Here is an 18,742-nt window from a genome sequence, read left to right as displayed (position 1 = left end):
GAAAAACTATAATCCATTTGATGACTTTGTTTAAAGTAACTAAAACTTGGCATTGCCGCATTTTAACACAAACAAACCAAACACAAGAAACTCCTTGCGACAAACAACGCAACATTACCGTTAACCCTTACCCACTTAAAACCCCATGAAATCCACCGGCAGCGTCAGAAAAATCAGAAAGCTGATCAAACAGCCCGGCATATTTTTCCGCGATTACCTCAACAAAAAATATCCCGTTGTAAACAGCGAAATTTCCGTTTCCGAAAACGATGAGCACACCCTCATCCGCTACGGCATCCTCCTGCACGACCAAGATGCCCAAACGCTGGTATCCGATAATCCCATCGACGTCGTGTTCACATGGGTAAACAACCAAGATCCCGTTTGGCAAAAAAAATTTCAGACGGCCACACAAACAGGCCGTCTGAAAGAACAAGGCCGCCACGCCGACGATGCCGCGCGCTTTGCCAACCACAACGAACTCTACTATTCCGTCCACAGCATCCGGAAATACCTGCCGTGGGTGCGCAATATTTATATTGTTACCGACGCCCAAACCCCCGACTGGTTTCACGGGCAATACAGCAACATCCGCATCATCGACCACACCCAAATCATCGATGCCGCCTACCTGCCGACCTTTAATTCCCATGTAATCGAAGCCCACCTGCACCGCATCCCCGGCCTGGGCGAAAACTTCATCTATTTCAACGACGACGTATTCGTCGCACGCCCCTTGCAGCCGCAGCATTTTTTCCGCAACAACAACATCGCATCCATTTTTATTTCCGGCAAAAGCCTGCGCCAAATGCAGCAAAAGGGCACCGGCACCCCCACCCTCGCCGCCTCGTTCAACTGCATCCGCCTTTTGAAAACCCGCTATAACATCAACATCGATGCGCCGCTGGTGCACACCTATGTACCGCTGAAAAAAAGCATTTTTGAAAAGGCTTGGCAGCTTTACCAAGACGAAATCCAAGCCTTCCTGCCCAACAAACTGCGCACCAATCGGGATTTGAATTTAGCAACCTTTCTCATACCGTGGCTGATGTACCTCGAAGGAAAGTCCGTTCCCACACACGAAATCTGCTACTACTTCAACATCCGCTCGCCTCATGCGCTGACACAATACCGAAAGCTGATAGAGAAAAAAGCAACCGACCGCCAACCCCATTCTTTTTGCGCCAATGATTTCAACAGCCTGAACCAGATTCCTGATTATCAGGAAAAATTGATGGCGATGCTGGAGAGCTATTACCGAATTTACAAAGACAAACAACATACACCACTTAGGAAAACGAAAAATGAACCGCAAACTGCGAAAATTAAAAAGAGACCCAAAACTTTTCTTTAAAGACATGTACGACAAATACGCTTTAAAGATGAAGAAACACATCCCTGTCAAATACACAGGCAGCCACCATTTCACGGTGGTTACGGCTGTTTACAACGTCGAGAAATATCTCGACGAATTTTTCGACAGTTTGGTCAAACAAACACTGTCTTTCAAAAAGCACATCCAAATCATCTGCGTAGACGACGGCTCAAAAGACCACTCCGCCGAAATCATCAAAAAATGGCAAAAAAAATACCCGAACAATATCCGCTATATCTACAAAGAAAACGGCGGACAAGCATCCGCGCGCAATTTGGGATTGAAATCCGTAGAAACAGAATGGGTTACATTTATCGACCCCGATGATTTTTTAAGTCCCAATTATTTCCAAGAAACGGATAAAAACCTGTCGGTTCACGCTAATACATCCATGGTGGTGTGCAATTTGAAAATGTTCATGGAAAACAAAAAGATTGTGCAAGATACCCATCCGTTGAAATACCGCTTTCCCAAAGCGGTAAATGCCGTTGCCGTAAAAGATTTAAACAATCATCTAAACCTTTCCGCTGCTTCCAGCTTCTTTAAAACACAAATTATCAAAACAAATAAGCTTACCTTTAACCACCACATCAAACCTAATTTTGAAGACGGCAAATTTATTGCAGACTATCTGTTGGCAGCAGAACACACTCAAGCATTATTTCTGAAAGAGGCAGTTTACTTTTACCGTAAGCGTGAAGACGGTACTTCCACACTAGATGGTTCCTGGCAGAAACCCGAAAAATTCAAAGATGTATTTATACACGGCTTTTTGCCGATGCTGGAAAAATACCAGCCGGAATTAGGATATATCCCCAATAACATTCAAAAAACCGCGCTTTACGATATGTATTGGTATTTATCTTACCTAATCAATCGCCCTGAAAAAATAGGCTTTTTATCCGAAACACAAAAAGTTGAATTCTATCAATGTTATGAAAAGGTATTTCAATACATTGATGAAAAAAATATTATGGAATTCAACATCGCCGGAGCATGGTTTTTCCATAAAGTCGGGATGCTTGGCGCATTCAAGCAACAACGCCCTCCATTCCAAATTGCATATATCGAAAATATCGACAGAGAAAACAAACAGGTTTTAATCAGCTATTTCTCTTACTTCGACGATAACTGCTCTTTTGAAGTAAACGGCAAAGATACCATCCCAGCCTATCAGAAGACCGTAACCAACGAATTCAACGGCAAACTGTTTGCCTATGAAAAAAGAAGCTGGCTGCCATTTTTCGAAGGGAAAGATTTACTGACCATTAAATTAAACGGCACACCGATGCGGATTTCGGTTAAAGGAAAAACCTTTACCAAAGGTATTTCTTTCAAAGAACTGCTTGATTTGTTCAGGCCGTCTGAAAAATATCTTTCAGACGGTAGTTGGCTGTTGATGGACAGAGAAACTAAAGCCGATGACAACGCCGAACATTTCTACCGCTATATGATGCGAAACCATCCCGAGCAAGCATGCTGTTTCGTCTTAAACAAAGACTCAATCGACTGGCCTCGTTTGGAGAAAGAAGGATTCAATTTGGTTGAATTCGGCTCTACCGACTATGAAAAACACCTGCGAAAAGCGAACAAAATTATCAGCAGCCATTTAGAAAAGCATATTAACAATTACTTCGGTGACAACTACGAATTCAGCAAGAAATTTATATTCCTGCAACACGGCATTACCAAAGACGATTTATCTCAATGGTTTAACACCAAAAAGAATTTTCACGGTTTAGTCACTGTAACCATTCCCGAATATCATTCCGTAATAGAAGAAGGCAACAAATACAAACTCGGCAAAAAAGAAACCTTTCTTACAGGATTTCCACGCCATGACAGCTTGCTTTCAGGTAACGTAGAAAATGCAAAAAAAATTCTGATTGTACCGACATGGCGCAGCTACATTATGGGAGCACACATCGGAAACGGTGCTAATACGCGCGAATTAAACAGCCGTTTTCTGGAAACAGACTACGCCCAACACTGGTATGCCCTGCTGCACAGCAACAAACTCGAAGCCCTTGCTAAGCAATACGGTTATGAGATTACCTTTGCACCACATCCGAACATCGAACCTTATTTGGCACTGTTTGATGTTCCGCCATACATCAAAATATGGGGCGCAGCCACATCCAACAACAGTATGCAGAATCTGTTTCAGCAATCATCCATGTTGATTACAGATTATTCGTCCATTGCTTTTGAAATGGCGTTTTTAGGTAAACAGACGCTGTATTACCAATTCGACAAGGAGGCATTCCGCTCAGGCATCCATACCTACCAGCAAGGTTACTTCGAATACGAAACAGATGGCTTCGGGCCGGTTGTCGAAACATTGGACGAACTGACCGATAAGCTGGAAAGTATTCTGAAAAATGGTGGGAAGATTGAATCCGACTACGCAGTACGCATCAAACAAACGTTCAAATACCGCGACACCGACAACTGCAAGCGGGTTTACGAAGCTATTATCCGAATGGACAAACTCCCGACAGAAACAGATTTCAGTATTGTCAAAACCATGCTGGAATCCGCCCTTGCTGCCCAAGACTGGAAAAACGCAACGTCAAGAGCGCAGTTGCTGCTGAGTTCGAAAGATGCTGAAAATAAGGCATTAGCAATAACTGCATTATGTACAGCAGCATTGGAAACTTCCGATATACAAGCGGCTTCCGATTTGTTGGAACAAGACGGGCTGTCCCAAACCCAACGTGCGCTACTCAACTCCTGTCTGAACTACCGAAACCTGCAATGGCAGGGAGTAATTGATGCATTGCAACCCTTACTGTCCCTAAATGAAACGCACCAAGTATGGCTGCTTCAGGCTTACGCCAAACTCGGTCAAACCGACAAAGCCCGTCAATGCGCTGATATTCTACTGCCGACAATCGACGGTAACAAAGCTGCTTTGGCACAGGCATGGGTAAACGCAGCAGCGGAAGATTGGTACGGCGTTATCCGACTGCTGTCTAAGGCCGTCTGTAAAGACAAAAAAGATTTGCAGCTCTACCAGCCTGAGCTGCTGCTTTCGCGTGCTTATCGGAATACGGGCAATTATGAACAGGCACACCAATGCCTAGTAAATTTTGAAAAACATACTCGAGGCTTTGTACCTGCGCGTATCGAAATTGCCCATCTAGCCTACACTAAACAAAACTATAAAAAATGTATCGACCAAATAGACAAATGTTTCGATAAAGATTTAAGCCGTTTTTCAACCGAAATCTTGCTTGAATATGCGGTATCTCTTGCCAAAACGGGTCAATTCGAAGTACTGAAACAGCTTATGGAAAGTACGGCTGGCGCAGAAATCTTTAAATTTCCTGAATTGGTTTCTGCATATACTGAAATACTGGCAAAAAACAAAAACTGGTACGGAATATTAGATTATGCCCAAAATTTGCCCGAATCTCTTCTGAATGCAGCAATGTATCCGCTGATGCTGGCACACTACCGTTTGGGTAATACTGAATATGTTTACAAACACCACAGGATGCCAACCGCCAAAGATGCCTACGAATATTGGGAAATCGTTGCTGAAACAGCGTTGTTTGAAGGTGATGTAAAGTTGGCAGTACATTGCTATAAGCAAATGATTGCTATCTATCCCGAATACAGCAAGCAGGCAAATCTAATCAAATTGCTGGATTTGATTCAAAACAAGGTACATTGAAGACAAAGTTATTTTTATAAAGGTACTTAAAGATGTTTAATAAGAAAATTAAAGAAACTAATAATATATACGCATTTTGGGAATCTAAAAACGGATTACCCGCCTATTTGGATTTATGTAAACAAACGTGGGAGAAGCATATTCCCAATGCTAAAATTCACATTTTGAACTATCAAAATCTCGAATCCTATATCGGCGATATCTACGATATTGAAAAATTAAAAACCATTCCTCTGGCAATGCAGTCCGACATCATCTCGGCGGCGGTATTGGAAAAATTCGGCGGTCTGTTTTTAGATATCGACTGCATTGCTACAGGTGATGTATTTGCAATTTTTGACAAGATTGCCCAAGACAAACTGGTTGCTTTTGGTCGCCCAAATGATTTTGCCATCCATTTAGCTGTGCTGTACTGTAAAAAACCGGGCAACCCGATTCTGCGTGAATGGCGCAAAGAAGCCCAAGACCGCTTAAACAATAAGCCGGAAAAATTCGGCTGGGCTTATTTTGGCAATGAAATCATCAATCCTTTGCTCAAATCAAACCGATACCGCGATGATTTTTACATCATTGATCGCTCTGTTAGCGGTAATATTTTGGAATCCTGCGCCATTATGGATACTGATCCGTCAAGAGCCATTGCGGATTATAAAAACTTCTGGTTCAATGAATGTTTAGGGTTTTCTCCTGCAGCCTTAGAACTGGTAACTTGTCGCATTATCTCCCTGCATAATTCATGGACACCTGAAAAATACCGCAACATCCGAAATATCAAAGAGTTCTTATCGAACAACATCCCGATTGCTCGCCTGTTAGAATATGTGCTTTCCAACAAAAAAACCGTATCTGATAGCATTAACTATCCGATTTTGGAGGGGTATTTAGTTTCTGAATTAAACAATAAAAATATTGCTGTCAGCCGTAAATATTTCCGTAATATGCTGGTTTTGGATTTTAATACTGCAGGCAGAGGATTTGCTTTTGACATTACTGTTTCAAATGGTAACACCGTCTCTCTCGACCTAGTATTAAGAAATTTTTCTTCATCAGAAATTGAGACGCTTCCTTTTTTCAAAAACTTTGCTTTTGAACACAATAAAGCACGGATTGCGGTATGCCATAACCATGCCGATGTACTTAAGCGGATTCTCGAATGTTGCGATGCTTTTTCAATTACTCGGCCTGCCAATACAACGCAAACCGCTTTATTGACAAATGCAGAACATATCTTAGCTGATGATACACACATTAATGACGTATATATTGATTTAGAAAATATTGAAATTAAAAACAATAAATTATTCTTATCCGGCATTGCCTTTATTAAAAATGTCAATGTTGCCGACTGGTCGGATATTGACTACAAATTAATTTTCAAATCTAAAGAAAAAGAATACACCAAGCAACTTGCCAAGCTGCATAAAACGGAAATTACCGAACAGTTTTCAGACGGCACCTGCCGTTACGACAAATGTTATTTCACTACCTTCAACCAAGAAGGTTTGGATTTAACGGACATTGCATTTGATAACTACGAACTGTTCTTATCACTGTCAGCAGGCGGTTTGACCAACCAACAAAAACTGCGTACAACCAACCACAATCTGCTCCGACAACCTGCATTTTCAGGTGACATCAAGGGTAAATGGTTGTATTTGGATATGCTCATTATCAATGCAGATATTGCAAGTACCTTAGTAGTACACGACAAAACCAAACAACCTATTGTTGAAAGTTTTACAGATACCGCAGGCAACCGCCTGACTGTTCCTAAAAACAGCAACAACTGTTTTGTACGCTTTGAAGGCAGAGACAATATCGTAGAAATTGATCCCGAAGCCAATATCCACAATCTGTATATTGAGATGATGGGAAACGGTGGTACGGTCAAAATCGGTAAACAGGTCAGCCTGCACGGAACCATCCGTATCGGCTTCGGTTGCGAAGTACGCATCGGTGACCGTACCTCCAGTACCAACCCGATTTACGCCACCTGCGCCGAACAAACCCGCCTGATTATCGGTAGCGACTGTATGTTTGCAACCAATAACCAACTGCGTACCGATGATGCGCACGCCATTTATGATGTGCATACAGGTAAACGGACAAACAAGTCCAAAGATATCATTATCGGCGACCATGTATGGATTGGCTATGGTGCTACTATTTCCGGTGGTACTGTTATCGGTTCAGGATCGGTTGTTGGTGCCTTTTCCTTCGTTCGTAACAAATTTCCAAACAACTGCGTGATTGCAGGAGTACCCGCCAAACTGGTTAAAAAAGACATTTTTTGGGAGCGTCCGTTGCTCTTGAATGCACAAGACGAAATTTCATTTTCCGGCGAAGAACTTGCTCAAAAAAGCCATTGTCAACCTACACAAGAAATCGTCAATGATGCACAAAAACATGCCGCTCCACCAACCGTATCTAAAAACCTTGATGTTTTCATTCATGCCCATCCTGACGACATCGAACTATTTATGAGCGTAGCGGCTACACAAGCCATCAACAACGGCAATAATGTCGTCATGCTGCTGATGACTTCTGGGGACGGGGGAGCCAAAAACCGCTTTTTGGATGCAAAAAACGGCAGCAAAGTCAGCTACCCCGAAGGCCGTCTGAAAGCGCATGATGCGGCTATACAATACTGGCTGGGTGGAAATTCCATGCAAACAAAAGGCAGAAAAACAGTCGGTAATCATAAGATTGATTTTGTCCATTTCGATACCAAAGTTGCCTCCTATAACCTAATGCTGCCTGACGGCTATAAAGGTATCGGTTTCGATGCTAACAATTATGAAACACTGGCAAGACTATACGAAGGAAATATTAATGAAATTAATAGCTTGGATGGAAATTGTTATCGTGGAACGAGCGATTTGGAAAACACAATCGTGACTTTATTGCAACATTATGTCAATCAAAACCGCAATATTGTGTTCCACATTCCCGAATTTAATGCCGAACAAAATAAAAACTCCCATTCCGACCATTACCTGACTGGTGAAATCATGCGCCGTATCATTGCAGCCAACCATTTCGGCAATGTTGAAGTCAAACTGTATGCCGACTATGAAAATGGAGGTAAACCTGTAAATTTATCGCCCGAAGTAGAAAAAGAACACCGCAAAGTCAATTCCTTGGTTGATGATGTGCTGATTGCCAACGGACGTGATGAACAAGTCAGAAAAATTCACCTGCCTTTCCTCGGTAAAGAATATGTTACCCGCAGTTTTACTACCCAAAGCCTAGCCGAACTAACCGAACAAATTCTGCCGACTGAAAACGGTTATCCTGCATTAGAACGTTTCTTGATATCAGCCTTAAAAGCCCGCAATATCGTCCATAGCAAAAAATATTTCCGAAATATGCTGATTGTTGATTTTAATGCAAATGGTACGGCATTCTCTTTCGACCTAACGCAAGCTGCCGACAATACCGTTTCCGTGGATTTGGTATTAAGAAACCGTGCCTCAACTGAATTTGACGAACATCCATTGTTCAAACAATTTACTTTCATCAACAATAAAGCCCGTATAGCCGAGAAATGCAGCAAAGAAGAAACACTGGATTGGATGGCACGGTGTCTTGATGGTTTTTTAACAGTTAACTAATTTTAAATTTATGAAAAAAATCCTCGTTACCGGCGGCACTGGCTTTATCGGTTCGCACACGGTTGTATCGCTATTGGAAAACGGCCATCAGGTTGTGATTTTGGATAATCTGTGCAAATCCAGCATCAATATTCTGCCGCGTTTAAAAGCGATTACCGGTCAAAACATTCCGTTTTATCAAGGCGATATTCGCGACCGTGAGATTTTGCGCCGTATTTTTGCTGAAAACCAAATCGATTCGGTCATTCATTTTGCCGGCTTAAAAGCCGTGGGTGAAAGCGTGGCCTAGCCGATGAAATATCATGATAATAATGTTTCAGGCAGCAACAGTAGGTACGGTTAACCGCCCCAAGCGGCGTAACCGTACGGACGCTTCCGTATCTCTATGGCAGTTTCGTACGGTTACGCACAAAAAACCGCGCTAACCGTACCTACGGGTTCGGACAAAATAAATCCCCCCGATGCCGTCTGAAAACTTTTTCAGACGGCATTTTCTTAATCGACGCATATAGCCGTAACAGCCACTGTATAGTATAGTTCCTCTGTTTACCTAATCACCCACCCTTTCAAAACCATGAAAAAAATCCTCGTCACCGGCGGCGCGGGCTTTATCGGCTCGGCGGTTGTCCGCCATATCATTGAAAACACGCAAGATTCTGTCATCAATCTCGACAAGCTCACTTATGCAGGCAATTTGGAATCGTTGGAAAGCGTGTCCGCCAATCCGCGTTATGCGTTTGAAAAAGTGGACATTTGCGACCGCGCCGCGCTTGACCGCGTCTTTGCCGAACACCGTCCCGACGCGGTAATGCACTTGGCGGCGGAAAGTCATGTCGACCGCTCGATTGACGGCCCTGCGGCGTTTATCGACACCAATATCGTCGGCACTTACACCCTTTTGGAAGCCGCGCGTGCGTATTGGCACACTATGCCGTCTGAAAAAAAAGCAGCGTTCCGTTTCCACCATATTTCCACCGACGAAGTGTACGGCGATTTGCACGGCACGGACGATTTGTTTACCGAAACCACGCCTTACGCACCTTCCAGCCCTTATTCCGCGTCCAAAGCCGCCAGCGACCATCTCGTGCGCGCGTGGCTGCGTACCTACGGCCTGCCGACGATTGTGACCAATTGCTCCAATAATTACGGCCCGTATCACTTTCCCGAAAAACTGATTCCGCTGATGATTTTGAATGCGCTCGACGGCAAGCCGCTGCCGGTTTACGGCGACGGCATGCAGATCCGCGACTGGCTGTTTGTCGAAGACCACGCCCGCGCACTTTATCAAGTCGTGACCGAAGGTAAAGTCGGAGAAACCTACAACATCGGCGGCCACAATGAAAAAGCCAATATCGAAGTGGTCAAAACCATCTGCGCGCTGCTGGAAGAATTGCGCCCCGCCAAACCCGTCGGCGTAGCGAAATACGAAGATTTGATTACCTTCGTCAAAGACCGCCCCGGCCACGACGTGCGCTACGCCATCGACGCGGCGAAAATCGGCCGCGAACTGGGCTGGAAACCGCAGGAAACCTTTGAAAGCGGCCTGCGCAAAACGGTGCAATGGTATTTGGACAACAAAACCTGGTGGAGCCGCGTGCTGGACGGCAGCTACAACCGCGAACGTTTGGGCGTGAAATGATAGCAGTAGGTACGGTTAGCGTGGTTTTTACGCGTAACCGTACGCAAATCCCGATACAGTACAGAAGCGTTCGTACGGTTACGCCGCTTGTGGCGGCTAACCGTACCTGCACAAGACTATATTTTCAGACGGCATCGGATACCGTCTGAAAACGCATAATAAATAAAGGAGTAACAATGAAAGGCATCATTCTCGCAGGCGGCAGCGGTACGCGCCTTTATCCGATTACCCGCGGCGTATCCAAGCAGCTTTTGCCCGTGTATAACAAACCGATGGTTTACTACCCGCTCTCTGTCCTGATGCTGGCGGGCATCCGCGATATTCTGGTCATTACCACGCCTGAAGACAACGCCGCCTTTCGCCGCCTTTTGGGCAACGGCTCGGATTTCGGCATCAACCTCTCCTACGCCGTCCAGCCCAGCCCCGACGGCCTCGCGCAGGCGTTTCTCATCGGTGAAGAATTTATCGGCGGCGACAGCGTTTGTTTGGTGTTGGGCGACAATATTTTCTACGGCCAACACTTCAGCCAAACCCTGAGAGAAGCCGCTGCGCGCCAACACGGCGCCACCGTGTTCGGCTATCAGGTCAAAGATCCCGAACGCTTCGGCGTGGTCGAATTCGACGAAGATTTCAAAGCCGTTTCCATCGAAGAAAAACCGCAGCAGCCCAAATCCGATTGGGCGGTAACGGGCCTGTATTTCTACGACAACCGCGTGGTTGAATTTGCCAAACAGGTCAAACCGTCCGCACGCGGCGAGCTGGAAATCACCTCGCTCAACCAAATGTATCTCGACGACGGCAGCCTCAACGTGCAACTGCTCGGCCGCGGCTTCGCCTGGCTCGACACGGGTACGCACGACAGCCTCCTCGAGGCCGCCTCTTTTGTCGAAACCATCGAACACATCCAAAACCTGCAAGTCGCCTGTTTGGAAGAAATCGCCTGGCGCAACGGCTGGCTCTCCACCGAAAAACTCGCCAGCCTCGCCGCGCCGATGGCGAAAAACGAATACGGGCAGTATCTGCTGCGGTTGGCGGGCAAATAGTTTTTTCAGACGGCACAGGCTGTCTGAAAAAACTTCAAATCCGCGTAGGCTGGGCCTCAGCCCAGCAAAAACCACTCACAAATGCCGGGCTGAAGCCCAGCCTACCCATCTTTCAAATGCCAAAGGCCGTCCGAAAAACCCACAGGAACCCAAAACATGAAAATCATCGACACCCGCATTCCCGACGTCAAATTATTAGAACCGCAAGTCTTTGGCGACGCACGCGGTTTTTTCATGGAAACCTTCCGCGACGAATGGTTTAAAGCCAACGTCGCCGAGCGCACCTTTGTTCAGGAAAACCACTCCAAATCCGGCAAAGGCGTCTTGCGCGGCCTGCACTACCAAACCGAAAACACACAAGGCAAACTCGTGCGCGTCGTCGTCGGCGAAGTGTTTGACGTTGCCGTCGATATGCGCAAAACCTCCCCCACGTTCGGCCAATGGGCAGGCGAAATCCTCTCCGCCGACAACAAACGCCAGCTCTGGGTACCCGAAGGCTTTGCGCACGGCTTTTATGTGTTGAGCGACGAAGCCGAGTTTGTCTATAAATGCACCGACTACTACAACCCCAAAGCCGAACACTCGCTGATTTGGAACGACCCCGCCGTCGGCATCGACTGGCCGCTCGCCGGCGAACCCAGCCTCTCGACCAAAGACTTGGCGGGGAAACCGCTGGGTGAAGCGGTAACGTTTTGAGGTTCAACCTTTTGCGAAAATCATCAAGGCCGTCTGAAATTTTTCAGACGGCCTTTGTCTGCCCAACAATAAATCACGGTACAATAACGCCTCACACAACAAACGTCTTTCCACATTCTCCTCCGTCATGAAACCCTCTCTGATTTTCTCGCACGGTATCGCCAAGATTCCGCATCTGCAAGCCTTCCTGCCTGAATGCCGTCTGAAATTTGTCCGCCCGTTTACCGCGCGTTTTACCGCTGCGGCGGGGGTCATCGGTTGGGGTTTGCGCCCGACAACCCGCAAGGCGCGGGCGTTTGCGGCGGCGAAGGGGCTGCCGTTTACTGCGCTGGAAGACGGATTTCTGCGCTCGGTCGGGCTGGGGGTGGCGGGTTATCCGCCGTTTTCGGTTGTGGTCGATGATATGGGGATTTATTACGACACCACCCGCCCGTCGCGTTTGGAACAGTTGATTTTGAACGCGGATACCATGCCGTCTGAAATGCTGGAAACGGCGCGGCGGGCGGCGGAATTGATCTTGGCGCACGGCCTGTCGAAATACAACCACGCGCCCGACTGTTCAGGCGGCCTCAAGGCGCAGAGGCCGTCTGAACAAGCTGTCGTCCTCGTTATCGACCAAACTTTCGGCGATATGGCGGTGCAGTACGGCAGGGCGGATGAGGCGGCGTTTGAGGCGATGTTTCAGACGGCCTTAAGGGAAAATCCCGAGGCGCAGATTTGGGTGAAAACCCATCCCGATGTGTTGAGCGGCAAGAAGCGCGGCTATCTGACTGCGCCGTCGCTGCAATCGGGGCGGGTGAAACTGATGGCGGAAGACATGAATCCCACGTCGCTGCTGCGTTTGGCCGACAAGGTTTACTGCGTCACGTCGCAGATGGGTTTTGAAGCGCTGCTGTGCGGCAAGCCTGTGGTGACGTTCGGTCTGCCGTGGTACGCGGGCTGGGGCATGAGCGACGACCGTCATCCGCAGGCGGCGGCGTTGCGGGCTGAGGGGCGGCGCGCCCCGCGTTCGCTGATGCAGCTTTTCGCCGCGGCCTATCTGCAATACAGCCGTTACATCAATCCGAACACGGGCGAAGCGGGGGATATTTTCGACGTCATTGACTACCTTGCCGCCGCGCGCCGTGCCAATGAAAGGCTGCGCGGCGAGGTGTACTGCGTAGGGATGTCGCTGTGGAAACGCGCGGTGGCCAAGCCGTTTTTCAGGCTGCCTTCATGCCGTCTGAAATTTGTGAAATCGGTGGAACGGCTCGAACACGCCTTGCTCCCGCCCGACGCGCGCCTGCTGGCGTGGGGCAACGGCAAAGAGGCGGTAACGGCGTTTGCCGCGCGCCGCAATCTGCCGCTGTTGCGCATGGAAGACGGCTTTATCCGCTCGGTCGGGCTGGGTTCCAACCTCGTGCCGCCGCTTTCGCTGGTGGTGGACGACACGGGCATTTATTTCAATCCCGAAACGCCGTCACGGCTTGAGCTGATTCTGCAAAATCAAATCTTTACCGAACGCGATGTCCAGACGGCCTTGCTGCTGCAAAAAGCACTGACCGAAAACCACATCAGCAAATACAACGTCGGCAGCCAAAACTTTACCCCGCCGCAAACCGACAAAACCGTGATTCTCGTGCCCGGGCAGGTGGAAGACGATGCCTCCGTCCGCCACGGTTCGCCCGAAATCCGCAGTAATTTGGACTTGCTCAAGGCCGTGCGCGCCAGAAATCCCGATGCCTACATTATTTACAAACCGCATCCCGACGTGGTCAGCGGCAACCGCATCGGCCAAATTGCGCCCGCAGATACCGCGCGTTACGCCGACCAAGTCGCCGCCGAAACCGACATCCTCACCTGCCTGCAGCACGCCGACGAAGTGCATACCATGACTTCGCTCACCGGCTTCGAGGCGCTCCTACGCGGCAAAAAAGTCAGCTGCTACGGCCTGCCCTTTTACGCAGGCTGGGGGCTGACCGACGATCTGCTGCCGCTCCCCCGCCGTACACGCCGTCTGAAATTGGCCGAACTGATTGCGGGTACGCTGGTTTACTACCCGGGCTACGTCCACCCCGAAACGCGGCAGCTCATTGACGCGGCAACGGCGGTCGGCGTGTTGAAAATGCAGAAGGAATTGCAAAAAAACAACACAAATTTACAGAGGAGCGCATTAAAAAAACAATGGGGAAAACTGGTCCAACTATACCGCTCATTACTATAAAAGCTGAAAATTCCCAAATTTTTCATACGTAAAGCATATTTTCAGACGGCATTTTCAGCTTTACCCACACAGCAATCCATCGTATGCTTAGCACTACCGTTTAAATGCGTTATCCAACCGTTTATCCATTTCATAAAAATATCTTGACAGCATTGCGACGATGAACTCACTCAAAAGCAACCTCTACGAATTGGTTAACTCCGCCGACAATATCCTGCTGCTGCAAGGCCCCATCGGCGCGTTTTTCCAAACCTTCTCCCGCTGGCTCTCCGGCGAACACGGCAAAACCGTACACAAATTCAATTTCAACGCCGGCGACGAATATTTCTACCCCGAAACCGCCGCACACACCACCGCCTACACCGGCACTTACGACGCCTTTCCCGAATTTCTCGCCGCCTACATCAGACAGCACCGCATCCAAGCCGTCGTCTGTTTCGGCGACACACGCACTTACCACCTGCTCGCCCGCGCCACCGCCGCGCAATGCAATGTATCGTTTTGGGCATTTGAAGAAGGATATTTCCGCCCGTTTTTCATCACATTGGAAAAAAGCGGTGTCAACGCCTACTCCGACCTGCCGCACAATGCCGGTTTTTTCGCCGACGCGTTTCCCAAACTCGAACAGAAGGAATACCAAGCGCCGCCCGCCGTTCCCGGCGGTTTCGCCCCAATGGCGAAAAGCGCCGTGCGCTATTACTGGGAAGCCGCGAAAAACCGCCGCAAATACCCGGATTACGTCCACCACCGCGCGTTCAATTTAGGGCACTACCTCAACCTCTGGTCGCGCTCCGCATTCAAGCGCCTCAACTATTGGATTGAAGACGCCAGCTTTGCCAAAAAAGTCGAAGCCGGCCGTTTCGGCAAATTTTTCATCGTACCGCTGCAAGTGTTCAACGACAGCCAGGTGCGCATCCATTGCGACTTTTCATCGGTAAAAAGTTTCCTGCTGCACGTTTTGACCTCGTTTGCCGCCCATGCACCCGACGACGTCAACCTCATCGTCAAACACCACCCGATGGACCGCGGCTTTATCGACTACCGCCGCGACATCAAAGCGTTCGTCAAAAAGCATCCCAAGCTCAAAGGCCGCATTTTTTATGTACACGACGTGCCCCTGCCCGTCTTCCTGCGCCACGGCCTCGGCATGGTCACAATCAACAGTACCAGCGGCCTCTCCGCCCTGATCCACAATATGCCCGTCAAAGTCTTGGGACGCGCCCACTACGACATCCCCGGCCTGACCTGCCAAAACAGTCTCGGCGATTTCTGGCGCCACCCCACCGCGCCCGATGCCGCGCTGTTCCACGCCTACCGGATGTACCACATCAACATCACTCAGATTAACGGCAGCTTTTACAGCCAAGTCAATTTTCCCGACATCCCTTCGCTGAAAAAAGCCACGCCCGCCGCCACACCGCAAGTGCCCGTAGCCGAACGCTCCCTCCTTATCGGTGCCGCCGCACCCGCCATGCGCCGCACCCACCGCAAACCGTAACCTTCTGCAAACAAACAGGCCGTCTGAAATTCAGACGGCCTGTTCCTTTTTGAGAAGTGAATTCAAACGGCTACCGCGTTGCTGCGTCTTGTCGTACTTGATGTACTGCCTGCGACCTGCTGCCTTGTATCCGTGTGAATTGACTTCACTATATAATCCCCCTCATCTTCAATTTTTCAGACGGCCTTAAATCATGACCACCCAAACCCTCCTCCTCGTTGACGGCTCTTCCTACCTCTACCGCGCCTATCACGCGATGAGGCAGAATCTTTCCGCGCCCGACGGTACGCCCACGGGCGCGCTTTACGGCGTGTTGAACATGCTGCGCCGCCTGCGGGCGGATTATGCGCACAGCCATTGCGCGGTGGTATTTGACGCAAAAGGGAAAAACTTCCGCCACGCAATGTTCCCCGACTACAAAGCCACGCGCCCGCCGATGCCGGACGATTTGCGCCCGCAGGCCGAGGCGCTGCCCGAGTTGGTGTGGCTGATGGGCTGGCCGGTGCTGGTCGTGCCCGATGTCGAGGCGGACGATGTGATCGGCACGCTCGCCAAAGAGGGCGAGGCCGAGGGTTGGGACGTGGTGATTTCCACGGGCGATAAGGATATGGCGCAGCTCGTGAGCGCGCGGGTGACGCTGGTGAACACCATGAGCGGCGAAACGCTGGACATTGCGGGCGTGCAGGCCAAATTCGGCGTGCGCCCCGAGCAGATCCGCGATTATCTGGCGCTGATGGGCGACAAGGTGGACAACGTGCCGGGAGTGGAAAAATGCGGGCCGAAAACGGCGGCGAAATGGCTGGCGGAATACGGCACGCTCACGGAAGTGATGGCGCACGCAGCAGACATCAAAGGCAAGGTCGGCGAGTATCTTCAGGCAGCCCTGCCGCAGCTGCCGCTGTCTTACGAATTGGTCACGATTAAAACCGATGTGGATCTGCACAGCGAGCTTTCAGACGGCCTGCACAGCCTGCACCGCCAAACGCCGCGCTGGTCGCAGCTGGTTGCCGAATTCAAACGCTACGGCTTCCGCACCTGGCTGAAAGAGGCGGAAACGCAGATGCAGGAAACGGCAAACACCGATTTGTTCGGCAGCGAATACATCGGCGAACAGGCCGCGCTGGCGACGGAAACCATGCTGTCTGAAAAAGCATTCGAACGCCCGGCCGCACCGGAAACGCTGGATTATCAAGCCGTTACCACCGAAGCGCAGTTCGCCGCGCTGTTGGACAAACTCGCCGCTGCCGAAGCCATCGGTCTCGACACCGAAACCACTTCGCTCGACGCCATGACCGCCAAGCTGGTCGGCATCAGCATTGCGTTCCAAGCCGGCGAAGCCGTGTATATTCCGCTCGGCCATACCCCCGCCGCCGCGCCGCAGCAGCTTGATTTGTCAGACGTATTAGGCCGTCTGAAACCCCATCTGGAAAATGCCTGTCTGAAAAAAATCGGCCAGAACCTGAAATACGACCAGCACGTTTTCGCCAATTACGGCATCGCGCTGAACGGCATCGCGGGCGACGGGATGCTTGCGTCCTACATTCTCGAAAGCCATCTGGGGCACGGTTTGGACGAATTGTCCGAACGCTGGCTGGGTTTGCAGACGGTGAAATACGAAGATTTGTGCGGCAAGGGCGCGAAGCAGATTTCGTTTGCCGACGTCGCCATCGGCCAAGCCACAGAATACGCCTGCCAAGACGCGGATTTCGCGCTGCGCATCGAAAGCTGGCTCAAAGCGCGTATGACGGCGCAACAGCTTGAAATGTATGAAAAAATGGAGCTTCCCGTGGCGCAGGTTCTGTTTGAAATGGAACGCACGGGCGTGCAGATCGACAAGGCCGAACTCGACCGCCAAAGCCACGAACTCGGCAACCAGTTGATTGAACTGGAAAAACAGGCCTACGAAACCGCCGGCCAGCCGTTCAACCTCAACTCGCCCAAACAGCTTCAGGAAATCCTGTTCGACAAAATGGGCATTCCCACCAAAGGCCTGAAAAAAACCGCCTCGGGCGGCATTTCCACCAACGAAGCCGTGCTCGAAACCCTCGCGCCCGACTATCCGCTGCCGAAAATCATCTTGCAAAACCGCAGCTTGGCGAAACTGAAATCCACCTACACCGATAAACTGCCCGAGATGATCAACCCGCGCACCGGCCGAGTGCACACCACCTACGCGCAGGCCGTCGCCATTACGGGGCGGCTGGCCAGCAGCAACCCCAACCTGCAAAACATCCCCATCCGCACCGCCGAAGGCCGCCGCGTGCGCCGTGCCTTTACTGCGCCTTCAGGCAGCCTGATTGTCTCCGCCGACTACTCCCAAATCGAGCTGCGCATCATGGCGCATTTGAGCGGCGACAAAACCCTGCTCGAAGCCTTTAAAAACGGCGAAGACATCCACCGCCGCACAGCCGCCGAAGTGTTCGGCGTGCCGCCCGAAAACGTCGGCTCCGAACAGCGCCGCTACGCCAAAACCATCAACTTCGGCCTGATTTACGGCATGGGGCAATACGGCCTCGCCAAATCGCTGGGCATCGACAACCTCTCCGCCAAAAACTTCATCGACCGCTACTTCGCCCGCTACCCCGGCGTGGCCGACTACATGCAGCGCACCAAAGAACAGGCCGCCGCACTCGGCTACGTCGAAACCCTGTTTGGCCGCCGCCTCTACCTGCCCGACATCCGCGCCGCCAACGCAAATGCCCGCGCAGGCGCCGAACGCGCCGCCATCAACGCCCCCATGCAGGGCACTGCGTCCGACCTCATCAAACGCGCCATGATCGACGTGCGCAACTGGCTGGTTTCAGACGGCCTGCAAAGCAAACTGATTATGCAGGTGCATGACGAATTGGTGTTGGAAGTGGTTGAAACGGAACTGGATTTGGTGCGCGGAAAACTGCCCGAGATTATGGCGAAAGTGGACGGGGGGATGCTGGATGTACCGCTGGTGGCGGAAGTGGGGAGTGGGGAAGATTGGGAAGGGGCGCATTGAAAGGAA

At 50.0% G+C, this 18,742-nt stretch carries 9 protein-coding genes and 1 pseudogene; all 10 read left to right on the top strand.

Annotated elements, in window-relative coordinates; translation table 11 throughout:
- The first annotated feature begins 145 nt into the window (after window positions 1–145).
- The 10 genes and pseudogenes from BG910_RS07110 to polA all read left to right on the top strand — a co-directional run bounded on the left by BG910_RS07110 (window position 146) and on the right by polA (window position 18,736).
- Window positions 146–1,354 (top strand): stealth family protein, encoded by a 1,209-nt coding sequence (locus BG910_RS07110; protein ID WP_089036242.1) that lies wholly within the window; start codon window positions 146–148, stop codon window positions 1,352–1,354.
- On the top strand, window positions 1,305–5,054 hold the full coding sequence (locus BG910_RS07105) for a CDP-glycerol glycerophosphotransferase family protein (protein WP_089036241.1): 3,750 nt from the start codon (window positions 1,305–1,307) through the stop codon (window positions 5,052–5,054). The genes BG910_RS07110 and BG910_RS07105 overlap by 50 nt, the downstream gene beginning before the upstream one ends.
- 32 nt (window positions 5,055–5,086) lie before the next feature.
- Window positions 5,087–8,668, top strand: a complete 3,582-nt coding sequence (locus BG910_RS07100) for a PIG-L family deacetylase (protein ID WP_089036240.1) — start codon at window positions 5,087–5,089, stop codon at window positions 8,666–8,668.
- 10 nt (window positions 8,669–8,678) lie between these two features.
- A pseudogene (locus tag BG910_RS07095) lies at window positions 8,679–8,954 on the top strand (SDR family NAD(P)-dependent oxidoreductase); the annotation flags it as partial.
- 288 nt (window positions 8,955–9,242) lie between these two features.
- Entirely contained in the window at window positions 9,243–10,307 is a 1,065-nt protein-coding gene (gene rffG, locus BG910_RS07090; protein WP_089036239.1) for a dTDP-glucose 4,6-dehydratase, read from the top strand.
- Between the two features lie 176 nt (window positions 10,308–10,483).
- Window positions 10,484–11,350 (top strand): glucose-1-phosphate thymidylyltransferase RfbA, encoded by an 867-nt coding sequence (rfbA, locus tag BG910_RS07085; protein ID WP_089036238.1) that lies wholly within the window; start codon window positions 10,484–10,486, stop codon window positions 11,348–11,350.
- 156 nt (window positions 11,351–11,506) lie between these two features.
- Window positions 11,507–12,046 (top strand): dTDP-4-dehydrorhamnose 3,5-epimerase, encoded by a 540-nt coding sequence (gene rfbC, locus BG910_RS07080; RefSeq protein WP_089036237.1) that lies wholly within the window; start codon window positions 11,507–11,509, stop codon window positions 12,044–12,046.
- 127 nt (window positions 12,047–12,173) lie between these two features.
- Window positions 12,174–14,249, top strand: a complete 2,076-nt coding sequence (locus BG910_RS07075) for a capsular polysaccharide biosynthesis protein (protein ID WP_089036236.1) — start codon at window positions 12,174–12,176, stop codon at window positions 14,247–14,249.
- Between the two features lie 160 nt (window positions 14,250–14,409).
- Complete coding sequence (locus tag BG910_RS07070; protein WP_089036235.1) at window positions 14,410–15,747, top strand: capsule biosynthesis protein; 1,338 nt, start codon at window positions 14,410–14,412, stop codon at window positions 15,745–15,747.
- Window positions 15,748–15,940: 193 nt separating this feature from the next.
- Entirely contained in the window at window positions 15,941–18,736 is a 2,796-nt protein-coding gene (gene polA / locus BG910_RS07065) for a DNA polymerase I (protein WP_089036234.1), read from the top strand.
- Window positions 18,737–18,742: the final 6 nt, after the last annotated feature.

The organism is Neisseria chenwenguii, assembly GCF_002216145.1.
Taxonomy (GTDB): domain Bacteria; phylum Pseudomonadota; class Gammaproteobacteria; order Burkholderiales; family Neisseriaceae; genus Neisseria; species Neisseria chenwenguii.
Note: the sequence above shows the minus strand (reverse complement) of the source record. Positions and strands in the feature narration are given on the sequence as shown.